General features: G+C 71.0%; 13 protein-coding genes. 1 reads left to right on the top strand and 12 read right to left on the bottom strand.

What is annotated here, in order from left to right; all coding sequences use genetic code 11:
* Positions 1 to 4 precede the first annotated feature (4 nt).
* From Amac_RS26820 to Amac_RS26785, 8 genes are read right to left on the bottom strand one after another with little or no spacing between them, the layout of a single operon-like run.
* Positions 5 to 1,579, bottom strand: coding sequence for an ABC transporter substrate-binding protein (locus Amac_RS26820; protein ID WP_170322663.1), 1,575 nt, complete (start codon positions 1,577 to 1,579; stop codon positions 5 to 7).
* Between the two features lie 4 nt (positions 1,580 to 1,583).
* Entirely contained in the window at positions 1,584 to 3,308 is a 1,725-nt protein-coding gene (locus Amac_RS26815; RefSeq protein WP_155357178.1) for a hydantoinase B/oxoprolinase family protein, read from the bottom strand.
* Positions 3,305 to 5,332 carry a hydantoinase/oxoprolinase family protein gene (locus tag Amac_RS26810; protein WP_155357177.1) on the bottom strand — a complete coding sequence of 676 codons (2,028 nt, stop codon included), beginning with the start codon at positions 5,330 to 5,332 and terminating at the stop codon, positions 3,305 to 3,307. The genes Amac_RS26815 and Amac_RS26810 overlap by 4 nt, the downstream gene beginning before the upstream one ends.
* On the bottom strand, positions 5,332 to 5,943 hold the full coding sequence (locus Amac_RS26805; protein ID WP_155357176.1) for an RraA family protein: 612 nt from the start codon (positions 5,941 to 5,943) through the stop codon (positions 5,332 to 5,334). The genes Amac_RS26810 and Amac_RS26805 overlap by 1 nt, the downstream gene beginning before the upstream one ends.
* Positions 5,940 to 6,662, bottom strand: coding sequence for a PIG-L deacetylase family protein (locus tag Amac_RS26800; protein WP_155357175.1), 723 nt, complete (start codon positions 6,660 to 6,662; stop codon positions 5,940 to 5,942). Before Amac_RS26800 ends, Amac_RS26805 begins: the two co-directional genes overlap by 4 nt.
* Positions 6,662 to 7,648: a DODA-type extradiol aromatic ring-opening family dioxygenase gene (locus Amac_RS26795; protein WP_155357174.1), complete on the bottom strand. Its 987-nt coding sequence runs from the start codon at positions 7,646 to 7,648 to the stop codon at positions 6,662 to 6,664. Before Amac_RS26795 ends, Amac_RS26800 begins: the two co-directional genes overlap by 1 nt.
* A 38-nt stretch (positions 7,649 to 7,686) precedes the next feature.
* Positions 7,687 to 8,229, bottom strand: coding sequence for a flavin reductase family protein (locus Amac_RS26790; RefSeq protein ID WP_155357173.1), 543 nt, complete (start codon positions 8,227 to 8,229; stop codon positions 7,687 to 7,689).
* 12 nt (positions 8,230 to 8,241) lie between these two features.
* On the bottom strand, positions 8,242 to 9,729 hold the full coding sequence (locus Amac_RS26785; protein WP_170322662.1) for a 4-hydroxyphenylacetate 3-hydroxylase family protein: 1,488 nt from the start codon (positions 9,727 to 9,729) through the stop codon (positions 8,242 to 8,244).
* 454 nt (positions 9,730 to 10,183) lie between these two features.
* Between Amac_RS26785 and hppD the strand changes: the two genes are divergently transcribed.
* Positions 10,184 to 11,389, top strand: a complete 1,206-nt coding sequence (gene hppD, locus Amac_RS26780; RefSeq protein WP_155357171.1) for a 4-hydroxyphenylpyruvate dioxygenase — start codon at positions 10,184 to 10,186, stop codon at positions 11,387 to 11,389.
* Between the two features lie 107 nt (positions 11,390 to 11,496).
* On the opposite strand, the gene Amac_RS26775 is transcribed toward hppD, so the two are convergent.
* Genes Amac_RS26775 through Amac_RS26760 form a run of 4 tightly spaced genes read right to left on the bottom strand, consistent with a single transcriptional unit; the run spans position 11,497 to position 18,360 of the window.
* Positions 11,497 to 12,357 carry a lipase family protein gene (locus Amac_RS26775; protein WP_155357170.1) on the bottom strand — a complete coding sequence of 287 codons (861 nt, stop codon included), beginning with the start codon at positions 12,355 to 12,357 and terminating at the stop codon, positions 11,497 to 11,499.
* A complete protein-coding gene (locus tag Amac_RS26770; RefSeq protein WP_155357169.1) occupies positions 12,354 to 15,416 on the bottom strand; it encodes an ATP-binding protein in 3,063 nt (1,020 codons plus the stop codon). The genes Amac_RS26775 and Amac_RS26770 overlap by 4 nt, the downstream gene beginning before the upstream one ends.
* Positions 15,413 to 17,359, bottom strand: a complete 1,947-nt coding sequence (locus Amac_RS26765) for a trypsin-like serine peptidase (RefSeq protein ID WP_155357168.1) — start codon at positions 17,357 to 17,359, stop codon at positions 15,413 to 15,415. Before Amac_RS26765 ends, Amac_RS26770 begins: the two co-directional genes overlap by 4 nt.
* The gene (locus tag Amac_RS26760; RefSeq protein WP_155357167.1) at positions 17,356 to 18,360 is read right to left on the bottom strand and encodes a trypsin-like serine peptidase; all 1,005 of its coding nucleotides are present in this window, start codon (positions 18,358 to 18,360) and stop codon (positions 17,356 to 17,358) included. Before Amac_RS26760 ends, Amac_RS26765 begins: the two co-directional genes overlap by 4 nt.
* Positions 18,361 to 18,463 lie beyond the last annotated feature (103 nt).

The raw sequence follows: 18,463 nt of genomic DNA, 5'->3' as shown, positions 1-18,463 counted from the left end.
CCGATCAGCTTTCCCTGGCGTAGAAGAAGCGCACCATCACCACGAAGTCGATCGGCTCGTAGCTGACCTCCCACTTCTTGGCGACGGGCTGGTAGATGTTGGACGAGGGCAACCAGATCGCCACCTGGTCATCGATGATCGACTGCTGCGCCTCGCGGAGCTCGTTCAGCCGCTGGGTCTCGTCCAGGATGCCGCTGATCTGCCCCAGCCGTTCGTCCAGGCCGCTGTTGGAGTAGTAGGCCCAGTTCATCCCGCCCTTGTCGGCACGCGCCGCGGTGGTGTAGTTGCGCAGGATCGAGGTCGGGTCGGGCGTGACCATGTTCAGCACCAGGAAGGACAGGTCGTGAGCCGTCTTCGGGTCGCCCTGCATGGAGACCATCTGCGGCCAGCCCACCAGGGTCTGCTTCACCTTGATCCCGAGCGGCTTGAGGTTCTGCTCCAGCAGGGTGCCGAAGAACTCCTCCCAGGCCAGGCCCTTGAGCCCGAGGTAGCTGAGCGTGAACCCGCCATCGGGGTAGCCCGCGTCGGCGAGCAGCCGCTTGGCCTCGTCGAGGTTCTGGGCGAAGGCGGGGAACGGCGGCTCGAACTCCACCGCGCCGGGCGGCAGCGGGCCACGCGCCTCCTGCGCGCGCCCCTTGAAGTACTCCAGGTACGCCTTGTAGTCCACCGCCAGCGCGATGGCCTTGCGTACGCGCACGTCGCTGACCGGGCCCTTGGCCTTCAGGTTGAAGAAGACCGTGTTCACGCCGAGCTTGGGCTGCTGGACCGCCTTGACGTCGGCGCAGGCCGCCGCCTGGTCGGTCTGGTCGGTGCCGATGCCGCCGATCATGTCCACCTGGCCCTGGCACATGAGCTGCACGGCGGTGGTGACGTCCGGGTCGGTGCGCAGGGTGACCTTCGTGGGCGTGCCGTCCTCGAACTTCTGCCAGTAGCCTTCGAACGCGTTGAGGGTGATGGCCTTGCCGCGCTCCCAGGTGCCCAGCGTGTACGGCCCGCTGCCCGCCTCGTTGCCGGTGAACCACTCCTTGGCCCACGGGTCGTCGGCGGTCTTGTGCTCGTCGATCGCCTTCTTGGAGACGATCGGCAGCTTGGGCAGCATGCCGGGGAAGAACGCGTCCGCGTTCTTGAGCTTGAAGACCACGGTGTCGGCCGTGGGCGTCTCCACCGTGTCGAGGTTGCCGAACAGGGTGGCCGGGCCCTGGTTGATCTCGCGGAGGCGGTCCACGCTGGCCTTGACGACCGCGGAGTCCAGGGTGGAGCCGTCGTGGAACTGCACGCCGGAGCGGAGGGTGATCGTGTGGGTCTTGGCGTCCGCCGCCGACTCCCACTTGGTGGCCAGCGCGGGGCGTATCTCTGTCCCGCCCGGCTTGTATTCGAGCAGGCTGTCGTAGGCCTGCCGGACGAACAGGACCGACTCGGAGGCGAAGGCCAGGTGGGGGTCGAGGGACTTGGTCTCGGCGATGTTGGAGAAGACCGCTGACACGGTGCGGCTTTCCCGGACAGTGGGGGGCGTGACCTGGGTGCATCCAACCAGGGCGAACACGGCGGCCACTGCGGTGATCAAAGTGCGATTCCGCATGACATTAACTCCTGTACGGGTCCGGGGCGGCGAAGCGTAGTATGCCCCACATATCTGGCATTTCGTAGGAATCGTGGACATATCCGTCGGCATGATCGGCGTCCCGTTTCGCCGGATCACGCTCCGCAGGCGGTCCGTAACCGCCTCCCCCGCCAGTCATCACCCTGATCCGCGCACCTTTGCGCAGCGGCCGCGCGCCGACCTTGAGCACCTCCTCGGTCACGCCGTCCGACTCGATCTCGCCATGGGTGCGCGCGCCGTCGCCCCCACCGTGCAGGCCCCATCCGGGCAGGGTCGACCGCTCCAGCCACAGAGACAGATAGGTCTCCTCGGCCAGGGTCTCGTACTCCCGGACGATGCCCAGACCGCCGCGGAACCTGCCCGGGCCGCCGGAGCCCTCCCGCAGCCCGTAACGGTTGACGCGGATCGGATAGCGCGTCTCCAGCACCTCGACCGGGTAGTTCTTCAGGTCCCCCGCACCATAGTTGATCATTCCGTTGGCGCCGTCGGCCGCCGACGAGGCCCCCCAGCCCACCGCGGTCGCCTCCCCGGTGACGTAGCGGCTGCCGTCGGCCCGCGTGCCCACGAAGGTCACGTTCATCGGATCGGCCGGCTGACCGGCCACCACATCGTCGGGCAGCACGTCGGCCAGCGCCCGGATCACCAGGTCGATCATCAACCCGAGCGGCGGATAGTAGTAGATCGTGGCGTGCGGCTCGGTGACGTTGAAGACCGTGTCCGGCGGCGCCACGATCGTCAGATTCCTGAACGTGCCATCGGTGACCGGGACGTTCGGGTTGATCAGGCACTTGTACGCCAGGCGGGCACCGGCCACCGTGCCGGGCAGCGGGGAGTTGACCGAGCCCGCGGTGGGACCGCTGGAGCCGGTCAGGTCGATGCTCATGCGATCGCCCGACACGGTCACCGCGACCTTCACCGGCACCGGAGGCTGCCCGGGCCCGCCGGAGTCCATCGCGCCCTCCGCCCGGTACACGCCGTCCGGTATGCGCGAGACGGCCTCCAGGTCCAGCCGCTCGCACTGGGCGAATATCTCCTCCGCCGCCGCCTCGACCACGTCCCCTCCGAACCGCTCGTAGAGCGCGACCAAACGCCGCTCCCCGGTACGGCAGGCCGAGATCTGCGCGTGCAGGTCACCCCAGACCGAGCGGGGCAACCGGCTGTTGCGGGTGATGTAGTCCAGCACCTGCGTCTCCGGCTCGCCCGCGCGATAGACGTACGTGGGGCCGAACCGGTAACCCTCCTGATAGATCTCGGTCGTGTCGACCGGCCGACCCGCCTCCTTCGCCCCGATGTCGAGCCAGTGCGCCTTCGTGGCCCCGAATCCGATCAGCCGCTCGCCGTGAAAGATCGGCGAGAAGATCGTCACGTCGTACGTGTGGCTGCCGACCAGATAAGGATCGTTGACCATGAACACGTCGCCCGGCCGGTAGTGCTCCGGCCCGCCGAGCTTCTCGGTGGTGACCTTGATGCCCATCTCGAGGTTGCCGAGGAACATCGGCAGCCCCGGCGACTGGCCGAGCAGCCGGCCGTGCCGGTCGAAGACGCCGACCGAACAGTCCTTCATCTCGTAGATGATCGGCGTATACGCCGAACGGGCCAGGTTGTTGTTCATCTGGCGGGCGATCGACGACAGCGCGTTGCGGATGACCTCCACGGTGACCGGATCGACCAGCGAGGGCAGGTTCGCGGATGGCGAGATCGTGGTCATGTCAGCCTCTCCAGGATCACGTGGCCATGCTCGGTCAGGGTGGCCTGCCAGCCCGGCGGGACCAGGGTGGTGCACCCGGTTTCAAGGACGATGCACGGACCGATCACCCGGCTGCCCGCGCCCAGATCCGTGCGGTCGTGCACGGCGGTGTCGTGCGCCTCGCCGCTGAACACCGTCCTGGCCCACCGGGTGGGCGCGGGTCGCGGCCGGGCTTCGACAGGCGGTGTGGCGGGCCGCGGCCGGACTCCGATCGCGGCCACCCGCAGATTGACGATCTCCACGTCCTCCGCCGGGTTGCTGTGCCCGTAGCGCTCCTGATACGCGGCGTGGAAGGCCTCGGTTACCTCCCCGAGCGCGGCGCCGTTGACGCGCTCGGGGAGGGGCACGGTCAGCGTGTACTCCTGGCCCGCATAGCGCAGGTCCCCCGAACTCTGGAGCACCATCTGGGCGGGGGACACGTTCTCGGCCGCCAGCAACCCCCGCGCCTCGGCCCGCAGGGCGTGCAGTTCCTCGGCCACCCGGCCCGCGGGCACGCGTCCCGCGACCGCGAAGAAGGCCCGCACCAGGTCGTGCCGGACGTCGGCCTGGAGCATGCCCCAGGCGGACAGCGTGCCCGGAGCCGCCGGCACGATCACCCGCGGGATGGCCAGTTCCTCGGCGAGCGCCACGGCGTGCAGCGGCCCGGCCCCGCCGAAGGCGAGCAGGTCGAACCCGCGCGGATCGATGCCGCGGGCCACGGTCAGCTCCCGGATCGCGTCCGCCATCGCCGCGTCGGCCACGGCCACCGCCCCGGCCGCCAGCCGGGTGACGTCCAGGCCGAGCTCGGTGGCGACCCGCGCCATGGCCCGCTCGGCGGCGGCGCGGTCCAGCGCGACCGTGCCCGCCATCCGGGTGTCCTCCGGGATCCGGCCGAGCAGGAGGTTCGCGTCGGTGATGGTGGGCCGCTCGCCGCCCCGCGCGTAGCAGGCGGGGCCGGGGCTGGCTCCGGCCGACTCCGGGCCCACCCGCAGGCCGCCGGACTCCACGTGGATGATCGACCCCCCGCCGGCGCCCAGCGAATGCATGATCACCGATGGGGTGAGCACGGGATGGCCCTCGATCTCCAGCTCCGCGTCGATGTCGGCGGAGCCGTTCACGACCAGGGAGACGTCGAACGACGTGCCGCCCATGTCAACGCAGATCAGCCGGTCCACGCCGAGCTGGGCGCCGATGGCCACCCCGGCCACGGTGCCGCCCACCGGGCCGGAGAACAGCGTCTGCACGGCCCGGCTCACACCCATCTGCGCGGTCATCACCCCACCGTTGGACTGCATGACGTGCAGGGGTACGGGCAGCCCGTCCTCGGCCAGCCGGGTCTCCAGCCGGCTGAGATAGTCACCGATCTTCGGGGTGACGTACGCGGAGACCAGGGTGGTGGAGAAACGCTCGTACTCCCGCCACTGCGGGGCCACCTCGTGGGAGGCGACCACCGCCAGCCCCGGCGCCGCCGCGCTGATGAGCTCCTTGGCACGCCGCTCGTGCTCGGTGAACCGGTGGGCGTGCAGGAAGCACACCGCGACCGCCTCGTAGTCCGCCGCCAGCCGCGCGGCCAGCGCGGTCACCTCGGCCTCGTCCAGCGGGAGCGCCACCTCGCCGTCGGCTCCCACCCGCTCGGCCACCTCGAACACGTCGCGGCGGCGCAGCAGCATCGGGGGCCGGTGGTAGTGGATGTTGTACATCTCCGGGCGGCTGGCGCGGCCGATCTCGTAGACGTCCCTGAAGCCGCGGGTGACCACCATGGCCAGGCGGGCGCCGGAACGCTCCAGCAACGCGTTGAGCGCGGTGGTCGTCCCGTGGATGAAATCACCGACCTCGGCGAGGCCGACGCCGATGCGCTCGACCGCCTCCAGCACGCTGGAATCCTGCCTGCCGGGGATCGACAGCGCCTTGGCGAGCCGTACCGTTCCCTCGGGGCTCAGGCAGACCGCGTCGGTGAAGGTCCCGCCGATGTCCACGGCCACCCGGTAGCTCTGTGTCTGTGTCATCACGCCGTTCCGATCCTGGTTCTCAAGTCGAGGAGGTCGAGTGTCGCCTCGCCCGCGGCCAACCGGGGCAGCAGTTCCCGCTCCACCGACGCCCGTTGCCTGGAGGCGGCCAGCGTCGCCCGCGCGCCAGCCGCGGGCACCACCACGGCGCCGTCGCCGTCGAGCACCACCGTGTCGCCCGGCGCGATCACGATGCCGCCGAACTCGACCGGCACATCGAGCTCTCCGGCGAGCTCCTTGTCCGCGCCGCGCGGACAGACCCAGCGCGCCCACACCGGCAGGCCCACCTCGGCCAGCTCGTCGACGTCGCGCACGGCCGCGTCGAGGAGCAGCGCAGCCGCCCCGCGCGCCTTGGCCTGCACGGCGAGCAGCTCCCCGACCAGGGCCACGGGGGCGGGCCGCGGCATCACCGCCACCAGCACCTCCCCGGGCTCGATGCGATCGAGCGCCTGGTGGATGCCCAGGTTGTCGTCCTGACCGCAGCGCACGGTACGGGCCGGACCGGCTGCCCGGCTGCCCGGCACCACCCGGATCAGCGCCCCGTCCACCAGACCGGCCCGGCCGGACGCCTCGTACACGGTGGACACGCCCAGCTGGGCGAACCCGTTCACAGCCGGTCCCGCAGTTCGGGGGTCATCCGCTGGAACGCCTCCACATAGCGCACCTCGGCGCCGGCGCCGAGATAGCGGGACTGGTAGGCGCGCTGCTCGGCGCGCTGGCGGTAGTGGCCGGCCAGGTACGCCTGCGAGGCCATCGCCCCCATCGCCGCCAGCTTGCGGTCGAACACCGCCGTGACATCCAGGTAGGTGTCGGGGGCGAACCCACACTGGTCGGGCTGATGCGGTTCGAAGGCGAACATGCTCGGCGGCGGGATCGTCGGGAACGCGGCCGGGACCCCGCCCGCGCCCATGGCCAGCAGCCTGGCCTTGACCGCCGCGGCCGAGGCGACCGGATGGTCGGGATTGAACGGGTCGGCCGGAGCGTGCACGAGCAGCACGTCCGGGCGGGTCCGCAGGTAGACCTCGACCAGCCGCCGCATGGCCTCCGCCGGCACCTCCAGCGGGTAGTCGCCCAGATCCAGCGGGACGTAGTCCGCGCCCACCTCGGCCGCGGCCTGCTGCCCCTCGGCGTGCCTGCGCGTCTTCACCGCCTCCACCGTCTGGCCGGGCTCCCGCCACAGGTCGCCGGACTCGCCCCGCTCGCCGTAGGAGAGACAGACCACCGTCGCGGTGCCGCCCGCGGCCGTGTGCAGGGCGATGGCGCCGGACGCACGCCAGACGAAGTCCGCGGCGTGCGCGCTGACCACCAGCATCGATTGGCCGGGCGCCATCACGACCACCGCACCATGGCCATGCCGCAGCCGGTGCCCGCTTCGGTGCGGTAGGCCGGGATGTAGTCGACGATCTCCATGTCCAGCTTCGCGCAGGCGCCGCCGACGGCCAGCCAGCCCATGGACTCGCTGGTGCCGGAGACGAAGTCCTCGCCGGAGAACCCGGCGATGGCGTCCTCGTCGCGGTCCTTCATCGCGTTCAGCACGGCGCGGTCGAGCTCCTCGTCCACCACGAAGTGGCTCAGCCCGCCGGAGGCGATCACCGCCACCCGCAGCTCCTCCGGGTAGGCCGCGATCGCCGCGGCCAGGCCCTTGCCCAGCTCCCAGCAGCGTGCCGGGGTCGGCCGGTTCGGCTCGAAGTAGGTGTTGAGCAGCACCGGCACCATCGGCAGCGGTTCGGCCTCCCGGTCCATGAGCCGGTTGCGGACCAGCACCACCGTGTGCCCGATGGACTGGCCCTCCGGTTGCGCGCGCACCTGCGCCACGTCGAAACCGGAACCGTTGAGGCCGCGGATCAGGTGCTCGCCGAGCGGGGCGTGGCAGGGGTAGGTCTCGGGCTGCTCGCCGTACAGCGCCCAGGCCGCCGTCGCCACCTCGGGGAACCAGAACTTCTCCGGCGGGATCGCCCGCACGGTTTCGCCCCAGTAGACGGCGAACGTGGGCATGCTGTCCTCGGCGAAGATCTCGTGGTGGTCGTCGCCGACGATCACCACGACGTCGGGCGCGGCTTCGGCGAGGCTGGCGGCCAGCGAGTCCACCGCGGTCTGGGCTCGCGCGTGCAGGGCCGAGAAGGTCTCCTCGTTGATCCGCTCGGCGATGCCGTCCCCGGCCCTGGCCGCGACGAGGTCCTCGTAGGCCCACTTCTTGCGGCGGTAGATGAGGTTGGGGTTCTTCCGGTCATGCCTGGCGTACGAGGCCCACAGGTCGCTGGGCATGCTCATCTGGGGGGTGTGCGAGACCCCGAGCCCGAGAACTAACTGTGCCATGAATGTGCCTTTCTTCCTCCGCCGTGCGGACGGGCTGCTCAGCCCCCGTGCAGGGCGTACAGGGCTTCGGTCGGGTCGACGCGGGCGATGCAGACGCGGCAGCTGGTGGAGCAGAACCGGCCGGCGTAGAAGATCAGCGGCGCGGTCGCTTCAGGCGTGCGCCACAGCGCGGTGACACGTCCGACATAGAGCGTGTGGTCCCCCTCCTCGTGGACGGAGGTGACCTCGCAGGACAGGTGGGCCAGTGTCGCCGGCAGAACGGGGTCGCCGGCGGGGCCGACCGTGGTCGGCGCCGCGCCGAAGAGTTCGGCCTCCCTCGCCATCGGCCGGGCGAACCGCCGCGCCACCTCCGCCTGCCCCTCGGCCAGGATGTTCACCGTGAAGTGGCCGGCCCGCTGGACCATCTCGTTGGTGTGGGACCGGTTGTCCACCGCGACCGCGAGCAACTGCGGCCGCAGGGACACCGACATCACGGCACTGGCCGTCATACCGTGCCTGACGCCCTGGTGCCCGACGGTGATGACGGTCACTCCGGTGGCGAACAGGCCCATGGTGGCGCGGTAGGCGCGATCGGGGGACATCGCGGGGCTCCGCTAGCTGCCGGGCCGGGACTCCAGGGCCGCGTCACGCAGCGCCCGGCCTTCGGCGAGGATGTTCTCCAGCAGTTCCCGGCCGAGCCCCATGTCGGCCGAGCGGGCGAAGAACGAGGCGACGAACATGGGCTCGCCGATGTAGAAGCGCTCGTAGTGCGAGAGCCGCTGGCCGACCGAGTCCCCGGCCAGATCCCAGGCCAGCTTGGCGATCTGCACCCGGTCCACGCCCGGCATGTCGTCGGCGCCGGCGAAGTAGGTGTTGGCCAGGTCGGCGACCTCGCCGGTGAACTCGCCCAGCGTGGGCGTGAGCATGAGCCCGGCGGCGCCGGTCCGCTTGATCACGTCCAGCATGGTCGTGTAGAAGTCCGGGAAGAGCAGGCCGGAGGCGCTGAGCGCGTCCCCGTTGACCCAGTACGTGCCGGTTTCGCTGACCCTCGGCTCTTCCTCGCACCGGAACAGCAGAGCTTCCTGGGCTTTGTACAGCGCGGCCAGCCGGCCGAGGAGTTCCCCGACGTTGGGGAACACGTCGGTCTTCACCGAATTGCACAGTTTCATCGCGGTGGCCACCGTCAGCGCCGCGCGGACCGTGGCCCGGTGGACGGACAGGTGGCCGGAGAACGCCGCCACGCCGGTCATGAAGCGCATGTTGTTGGCCGCAGTGAGGCTGTTGTAGAAGAACACCCGATCCCACGGAACCAGCACGTCGTCGAAGACGATCAGCGCGTCCATCTCCTCGAACCGGGAGCTGAGCGGGTGGTCGTACACGTTGCGGCTCTCGGGAACCAGCGGCTCACGGCAGATGATCTTCACGCCGGGGGTGGTGGTCGGAACCGCGAAGCACAGGGCGTACGCGTCGTCGCCCGGCCCGAACTGGCGGCCGTTGGGGAACACCAGGATCTCGTCGGTCACCGGCGCGGCGGTGGCCAGCTGCTTGGCGCCCCTAATGATCAGGCCCTCCGGGGTCTCCTCCTTGACCCGCAGGTGGATGTACGGATTCGCCTGCTGGTGGGAGGGCTTGGATCGGTCTGACTGCGGGTTGCCGAGCGCGTGGGTGAGGAAGAGATCGTTGTCCCGGACGTAGCGGACGTAGTCGGCGACCTTCTGGGCGCCGCCCTCGCCCCACTGCTCGAACCAGTCCGTGCTCTCCCACATCCCGGCGATCAACGCCGCCATGAACTCCGGGCCTCGGCCCAGGCATCCGTAGGACGCCCGCGCGTACGTGTGGTACGCCCTGCCCTTCGCCTTCAGCTCCTCCTTGCTCTTCGGGACGAGGTAGCTGATGTCGTAGCGTTCCCCGCCCGGCTCCTCCGTGTAGGTGAGAATGTCCTGGTACTGGCTGTCGTGCTTCATGTCGTACAGCCGGGCGTAGCTCTGGATCGGCTCGTGGAACGCCGGATACGTCGTCACGTCCACGACTCGCTCGCCGCCGACGTACACCTCGCGCGGCGCCCGTAGTCCCTCGATGTACTGCTTCCCAGTGCGGATCACGACGTGTAGACCTCCGTGAGACTGCCCGGCCCAGCCGGCTTGTTGTCTCGACGGTAGGAACTGGCAATTCCGCAGTCCAACGCGCATTTCCGATGCGATCCATCGGTCTGGCCGATATGGAAATACAAAATGCGCTCAGCGCCATCCTCGATGACATAATCACGCCATTTGTCACATTCAAGAAATCAGGCCGAAAAAATCACACCCTGTGGCGCGCGCTCACGGTAGGCAGGCGGCCGGTCGGCGTCCAAGTCCTGGCACCGATGGCGGCTATCGGACTCACCGATAGCTCCACGTGCCGCCAAAACACTGGACAAGTTGTATAGCCGATACGCGAACTCGCCCCTACTCGATTGCCATGTTGATCAGCCAATCATTTAGCAGGTTGCGCGCCTAATCCTCGATGCAGTGACATACCGGGAAGTTCACTCACCCCAATCCCCTGGAGGCCGCCGTGCGCATCGAGCAGACCCTGACCCGTCAGGAGCTCCTGGCCGAACTCGGCTTCGAGGAGCTGAAGCAGCTGGTCGGGCTGGTTTCCTACAACGTCTCCACCGACCCCTTCCCCGTGACCGGATGGGACGCGGTCGAATGGGTGGTGGGCAACGCCACGCAGACGGCGCACTTCTTCCAGTCCGCCCTCGGCATGGAGCTGGTGGCCTACTCCGGCCCGGCGACGGGCAACCGCGACCATCACGCGTACGTCCTGACCAGCGGCGCCGTCCGGTTCGTCGTCAAGGGCGGCGTCGCCACGGACAGCCCGCTGCACGACCACCACCGCAGGCACGGGGACGGGATCATCGACATCGCCCTGGAGGTGCCCGACGTGGACCGCTGCGTTGAGCACGCCCGCCGGCAGGGCGCGACCATGGTCGAGGAGCCGCACGACGTCTCCGACGAGCACGGCACGATCCGCGTCGCGGCCATCGCCACCTACGGCGACACCCGGCACAGCCTGGTCGACCGATCCCGCTACACCGGCCCGTACCGCCCCGGATACGTCGCGCGGACCTCCACCCACGCCAAGCGTCCCGGCGCCCCCAAGCGGCTCTTCCAGGCGCTCGACCATGTCGTGGGCAACGTGGAGCTGGGTCGCATGGACGAGTGGGTGGACTTCTACCGCCGGGTCATGGGCTTCACCAACATGGCCGAGTTCATCGGCGACGATATCGCGACCGAGTATTCGGCGCTCATGTCCAAGGTGGTGGCCAACGGCAACCACCGGGTGAAGTTCCCGCTCAACGAGCCGGCCATCGGCAAGAAGAAGAGCCAGATCGACGAGTACCTGGAGTTCTACCAGGGGCCTGGCGCCCAGCACCTCGCCCTCGCCACCAACGACATCCTGCGCACCGTGGACGCCCTCCGGGAGGAGGGAGTCGAGTTCCTCGACACCCCGGATTCCTACTACGAGGACCCGGAGCTCCGCGCCCGCATCGGCAAGGTACGCGTGCCCATCGAGGAACTGCAGAAGCGCGGCATCCTCGTGGACCGCGACGAGGACGGCTACCTGCTCCAGATCTTCACCAAGCCCATCGGGGACCGGCCCACGGTCTTCTTCGAGTTCATCGAGCGCCACGGTTCCCTCGGCTTCGGCAAGGGCAACTTCCAGGCCCTGTTCGAGGCGCTGGAGCGTGAACAGGAGCGGCGGGGGAACCTCTAACGCCGACCGGAAGGAATCAACGATGGCCCGTCAGTCCTGGAACCAGCGGCCGGAGGAAACGGCTGCGCGCCGTGGAACTACCGGCCCACGGAGAACTGCGCGCTCTTTCAGGTCAGCGCCCGCGCGATCGGCCCCGCCACACTCCCGTGGGAGAGGTATTTCACGATGTCGTGGGGTTCCGCCCCGTTGTCGACTTCCAGTTCCTCCAGCGGCCGGCCCCACGCCCCCACCAGCGGATGCCCGAGCGCCACGATGTCGTTGACGTCGTACGCCGTCACCCATTGCACGCCGGGATTGTGCGCGCCTTTCGACAGCAGGTTCCGCTGGATGGAAGGCAGGCCGAGCGGGGAGCCCGCCGTCACCCAGAGGGTGACCCGGTCCCGGAGCGCGGGCTCGTCGAGAAGGTCGCGGGCGACCACCGTGCCGAGGCTGTGGGTCACCAGCACGATCGGTCCCGCCGCCGGGATCTCGGCCCGGACCGTGGCCAGCACCTGCTCCCGGCCGTAGCTCAGGTAGACGGCCACGTCCTGCAGGAACGCCTTGATGATCTCCTGGTCCAGGCGGCTGTGCCGGGACAGCCAGGTGAGGGCGTTCCGGGCGGGCCCCCACGACAGCAGGTCCGCCAGACCCTCCTCTGGCAGGGGGCCGCCTCGTGCGGCGGCCATCTCGATGATCAGGCGTCGCTCGATCTCGCCCGCCTCCTCGGTGAGGTGCGGGTGGAACGGCGCCTCCAGGGGGTCGTCGTCCGACATGCTCTCCAGCTGGAGCGGCCGCCCCTGCCTGGCCGCCTCACCGGCCAGCCTGTGCAGCACGTTCCCGTAGTACGGCATGACCGCCGCGACCTGCGGCCGCATGGCCTGCCCGGCCGCGACAAGACCGGCCGCGAGCGCGGCGCGCCAGCTCCGCAGCAGCACCTCCGGCTTCTTGCCTTCCTGGCCACGCCCGTGGATGAACACCAGAGTCGTCATCCGCTGTCCCTTCCTGTCTGAGGGGAGATCATGTGGTCGTCGAGCCAGCGCTCGCCGACCAGCTGTGCGAGTTCGGAGTGGAACGCGGCCACGCTCGAGTCGGCCAGCACGGCGGTCACCAGCGGCCCGAGCATGCCCGTCGTGTCCGCGTGGCTGAGCAGGTCACGGGCTGGGCGCCCGAGCCGTCCCCACGTGATCGCCGATACGTCGAGGCCCGCCCGCGCCGCGATCGACGCCAGGTGCGTGCTCGTCGGGTAGGCATCGAACAGGATCCGTTCCAGCCCCTGGACCTCGGCGCGGGACCAGTCGAGTGGCGTCTCCGCCAGGAAGTGGACCTCGCCGGTCACGGCCTCGGGGCGATCCTGCGGCGTTCGCCACCACAGATAGATCCGCCGCAGCGCGGTCCGCACCGGCTCGGGGGGCGGCCCGAGGCTCCACAGGCTCTGCAGCAGCGGCCCCGCATAGATGCCCAGCCCGGACAGGGCGGTGTTCCAGGCGCTGGGCAGCGCGTCGGCGGCGGAGGTCGTGCCGGTCGCCCGCGCCAGCAGCGTGCCCGGCACGTCCTGGGCCGAATCCCACGCGGCGACCGCGGCCACCAGCTCCGCGACCAGGGCGCGATCCTCCACCAGCCCGAGGCCGATCCGGCGTGCGGCCGCCTCCACCCACCGCGGTTCCTCCGCGCCGAGGGCCGCCGCCAGCAGCCGGACGAGCCCGGTGTTCTCCTCGGCGGCGCGCGGCCCGGCCCGCTGGAGGAGGGCGCGCGCGTCCAGTTCGCGCGTCCAGCGGCTGTCGCCGTCGCCGAGCCCGGCGCGCTCCTCGATGGTCATGATGTTGAGCAGCAGTTCCAGCCGCAGCCCGGGATGCCCGCCGAGCAGGTCGGCGGCCATCGCGTCCCGCAGCCCGCGGGCGGCCTGGTCCGGCCTGCCCCGCCGTTCCTCGAGCTCCGCGACCCGTACGGCGGCCGCCGCGAAGCGGACCGCGTCACCGGCGGCGGTGGCGGCGGCCAGGTCCCGCCGCGCGAAGTCGACGGCCTGGACGAGGTCGCCCTCCGCCTCGTAGAGGCGGCATTCCAGGCGGTACAGCGGGGACGACTCGGTGCGGTCGTCCCGTTCGCCGAGCAGCGCCCGCGCCCGGCCGAGCTCACCGGCGCGCAACGCCACCTCGACGGCCGCGAGCGTCCGGCGCTCCCAGCGGATCGTCTCCACCTCGGCGGTCAGCACGGGCGTCCCCGCCAGCGCCTGCTGGATCAGCCTGGCCGACACCTCGGGGAAGTCGTCGAGCGAGGGTTCGAGCAGGCGGAGCGCGTCCTCGCCCGCCTCGGCGGCGACGACCGCGGCCGGTTCGCCCCGGGCCAGGCGGTGGTAGGCGATGTCCACGGCCGCGCCCCCCTCGGCCTGGTAGAACGCGATGGCGCGCTCGTGGATCCTGGCCACCAGCTGGGGGTCGTCGTATTTCAGCGCGGCGAGCGCCGGGCCCCGCAGCTCCTCGCGCAGGCGCAGCACGCCCTCCTGGCCCTCGATGAACGCCATCTCCGCGGCCAGGTCCCGGTGGAGCACCTCCGCGGGGGTGGCGGGCGGGGGATCCAGGGCGGGGACGAGCACGCGCTCGATCAGCTCGGGGGTCACCTTGGTGAGCACGATGGCGGCCCGGGCGACCTGGCGGAGCGCCTCTCCGTCCTCCGGGCTGCCCGCCCGGAGGTGGGCGAGGATGCGCTGGTAGAGGAAGCCGCGGACGAAGTCCGTACGGACCCGGTCCAGGACGCGCGCGCGGTCGGCGGCGTCGGTGACGGCGGCGGCGCCCTCCCGCGCGAGGACCCGGGCCGCCAGCCGGAGGGTCAGCGGCAGGCCGCCGACCAGCCGGACGATCTCGGCGCCGAGCGCCTGGTCGAAGGGGTCCGGGAGCTGGGCCCGCTCGGCTTCCCTGCCGGTCAGCACGGCCAGCAGGGTCACCGCCTCGGGGCCGGGGAGTGGTCGCAGGTGCAGCCGCCGGATTGTGGTCGCGGGCCCGAACGTCTCCGCCGGAGCCCGGCCCGAGATGACCAGCCGGAAGTCCGGCAGTTCGTGGGCGAGCAGCGTGAACAGCTCGCGCAGCTTGTCCCGCGTGAACCGGTCCGCCCGGCCCACCTCCTCGAACGTGTCGAGCACCACGACGAGGCCGGCGAGGCCCCGCTCCCGCACGGTCCCGGCGAACGAGCTCGCCAGCACCTCGTAGGAGAGCCCCCTGCCGTACGTCTCAAGACCGCCGCCGGCCTTCGCGCTGCGATCCAGGTCCTGCCAGCGGCGCAGCACGCGCTTGTCGTCGGGGAACTGGACGGAGACCTGGCGGATGATGTCGTTGAGCACCACCACCGGGTCGTAGGAGGAGAGGGTCGGGCGGTCGAAGTCCAGGTAGGCCCACGGGCGGCCGCGGTCGGCGAGGTCCATGACGAAGCGGGCGATGAGCGTGGACTTGCCCACCCCGCCGACGCCGTACACGATCGTCGCGAACCGGGGGCCCGGAGCGTCGGCGTGCCGGTGGAGCGCGGCCAGTTCGCGCTCCCGCCCGAAGCAGCCGTCGTTGACGAGCGTGCGGACGGCCCGGGTCAGGTCGAGCAGGGAGAGGCGGCGTTCGATCATGTCCAGGTCGGGGGTCACGGCCACCTGGCCGCTCAGCCCGGCCAGGGCCAGCGCGTCGGTGAACCAGCGCCAGACGCTGATGGAGGCGACCAGCTCGTCCTCGTCCCGCTCCGCCACCGGGATCCGCAGGTCGAGCACGAAGGAGTCGAGCATCCGCTGCAGCGGCGTCGGGGGAGGGTCGTCGAGCGGCGCGCGCACGCGGGCCGGTTCTCCGGCGCCGCCGCGCCGGAGCATCGCCGCCAGGGCGTCGATCCGCGGGCCCTCGCTGAGCATGGCCTCGTCCCTGGGCAGGCGTTCGCAGAGCAGGCGCAGCACGTCCGCGCTGACGTCGGCCGCCTTGAACGTGCCGAGCAGGGCCAGGTGCTCCACCATCGGGGTGCGGGCCAGGTCGTCGCGGAAGTCCGCTTGGCGGCGCAGGGTCTCGGCCAGGTCGCGGTCCATCATCGGCCGCCTTCCAGCAGGCTGACCAGCACCGCCGGCAGGCGCGGCGCCAGCTGGGCGGGCAGCGGCGGCGGCTGGCCGTCGGGGAACAGCGAGGCGAGCTCGGCCGACAGCCGGGCGTCGTCCAGGTGGTGGCCCTCGTCCTCGGCCCGGGCGCGGAGCCAGCGTTCGACGTCGGCGGCGTTGAGCCCGGAGACGGTGTCCCGCTGCGGCCAGGCGTCGGCGCCGTCGGCGAACCTGTCGGCGTCCCGGCCGCCGAGCGCGACCCGCAGCGGGATCTGCGGATCCTGGGCCAGGTCGATGATCGCGTGGATCAGCTCGTTGACCCCGCCCTGCCCGGCCGCGACCGCGTCGTCGAGGCTGTCGAAGAACAGCCACCACTGCTTGTCGGAGTGGCGCAGGCGGCTGTGCAGCCAGTGTTTGAACGTGGTGGTGTTGCGGGCCTCCTGCGCGATCGGCTCGTGGGGGCCGGTCAGGCCCAGGTTCACGCAGATGTCGCCGATGATCCGCAGCCTGCGCTCGGCCACCGGGACGTTGACGTAGTGGCGCAGGTTCACCGTGAAGGCGACGAGCCCGGCGGGCGCGGCCTGGCGGAGGCTTTCCGTGATCGTGGATCGGCTGGCGACGTGGGCCAGCAGGCTGTAGGAGTAGGTGATTCCGCTGCCCCGGGCACCGGTGATCACCAGGGTCCTGCCTCCGGTCGGGGCGGCCATCTCGCTGACGTACCTGCGGAGGTTCTCGCGGTGCACGAACGGGCGGCCGAGGAGTTCCCTGACGCTGAAGGGGTCGGCGGCGCGAGCCCGGGCGGGCGGGGCGGCGCCGGCGTTCAGGAGCGCGGCGTGCGGACCGGAGCGCACCATCGCGGCGATGGCCGAGATCGGCACGCCCTGGTTGATGTCGCCGGGGGAGTAGTGGTGCAGGGCCACCAGGGTGCCGCGTTCGTCGATCACCGGGCCGCCCGAGGAGCCGTTCATGGTGTTGCACCGGTAGCGGACGCGGGTCCCGGCCGCGTTCCTGGTGGGCGTTGAGATCTTGGAGTACTTCTGGAACTCGCCCAGGGGGTGCTGGAACACCCACAGGGGGGCCTGGGCCGCGAAGTCGTACTGGGTGTCGCTGAGGGGGTAGTGGCCGCGCGCGGATCCGTCCGGGGCGGGGACCGGGGCGGCCAGCCTGACCAGGGCGAAGTCGAGCCGGTCCGGCGGCGCGCGGAAGTCGCGGCTGCCGGCGAGCTCGCCCGGGGTGGGCAGGCTGCCGCAGATGAACTCGGTGACGGCCACCTTCGTGCCGGTCTCGGCCGGGCTGCGGCGGGGGGTGGCGAAGAAGTCGAAGACCGCGTCCACGTCCTGGAGGCCCGGGGGCGGCAGCTCGCGCGGGTCGAATACGTGCGCCGCGGTGATGAGCAGGTCGGGGCCGACCAGCACGCCGGTGCCGCGCGGGCGGCCGCCCACCTGGATCATGGCGAGGCGGCGCACCGCGTCGTTCATCGCCCGCATGTACGCCTGCGGGTCGCTGAGACCGGCGGCGCTGGAGGTGATCGCCTCAAGCGCGTCCAGCGGCCGGTCGCCCGGGTCGGGCGGCTCCGCCGTGGATTCCAGCAGCGTGATCGAGGCGCCGTACCAGAGCACGCGCCTGCCCTGGACGGCGCGGAGTTGTTCCGGGCCGAGGAGGATCTCCAGCGGGTGGTGGGAGGTCTCGGACGAGGGGTCCTGGAGCACCTCGGCCATCAGATCGAGCACGCTGGCCGAGGTCGCGGCCCGCGCCAGGATCATGATCCAGGTGGTGCGGGCGGCGGCGTCGGCGTACTCCGCCCGCCATTCCAGGCCGGTGCGCTCGATCAGCGGGCGGATGGCCTGCGGCGTCTCGTACGCGCGGGAGAGCACGTCGGCGACGCGGCCGGGGCGGCCCGTGCCCCAGTCGGTGCCGGGATCCTCCCACCACGAGCTCATCGTGCCCGCTCCCGGATGATTCGCTCTATGACGTGCGCCTGCACGGCATAGTTGGCGACATGTTCCAGGCCCGCGAAGTGCAGGGCGGCGGCCTTGCCCGTCTCCAGGCCGATGAGGACCGAGCCCGAGTTGCCGCCGAGGGTGGTGGCGTCGTGCTGGAGCAGGCCGTCCGCCGACACCGTGGTGATCTGGCCCGGGGCCAGGCGTTTCACGCCGTAGACGTCGCCGAAGAGGCGCCGCTGGTCGTCCGCGCTGTTCCGGCTGTCGCGCGCGGGGTAGCCGATCACCGCCACCGCGGTCGTCGCCGCGATCTCCTGCTCGGTCATCAGGTCGATGACCGGCGGCTGGGCCTCGCCTTCCTCGCCCGTGGCGGACACGCGCAGCAGGGCCACGTCGGCGGAGCCGTCCGGCTCGATCCAGAGCACCTCCTCGACCCGGAAGCGGGACTCGGCCGGTCGCTGGTACTCCCGGCGCCAGTCCAGCGTGGCCCTGGTCATCGAGCCGTCGAAATGCGTGCGGAACACGAACGCGTCGCCGTTCTGGCGGGCGAACACCTCGGCCACGTGCCGGTTGGTGACGGCGATGTCCTCGCGCACCATCCACGCGGTGCCCGCCCACTGGAGGCGGTGGTTGCGGAGATCGACCCGTCCGGCGCTGGGGATGGCACGTTCCAGCGCGGGGCGGGCGCTATCGAGGCGGTTCGCGATCTCGACGCTGTCCGGGAAGTCGCTAGCGGAGGAGGTGTAGGTGGAGTCCTGGACCAGATAAACCGGGCGGGTGAAGGCCAGGATGATGGCCTCCAGGGCGCTGTCGTCCCGGACCCAGGTGCCCTCGGTCATGCTCTCCACCGCCCGCGCGGCCTCGTCCACGGTGGGCGGTTCCAGGCGCTCCAGCCCTTCGAGCCCGCCCTTCGCGGCGGCGGCGCCGGCGAGTTCGTCGAACCGGTCGAGCAACTCGGCGCGGAGATCGGGATCGGTGACCAGCTGGCTGTAGTAGTCCATCGTTCCTCCGGCGTATTCACGGTCAGGTTAGATTCCCGCGCGCGAATTGCCCCCAGGGTTAGCCCTAGGGGAATCCCTAGGGCTAACGGGAGGCGCCGGATCG

The sequence above is a fragment of the Acrocarpospora macrocephala genome, from assembly GCF_009687865.1.
Lineage (GTDB): Bacteria > Actinomycetota > Actinomycetes > Streptosporangiales > Streptosporangiaceae > Acrocarpospora > Acrocarpospora macrocephala.
This window is presented reverse-complemented; position numbering and strand designations above follow the sequence as displayed.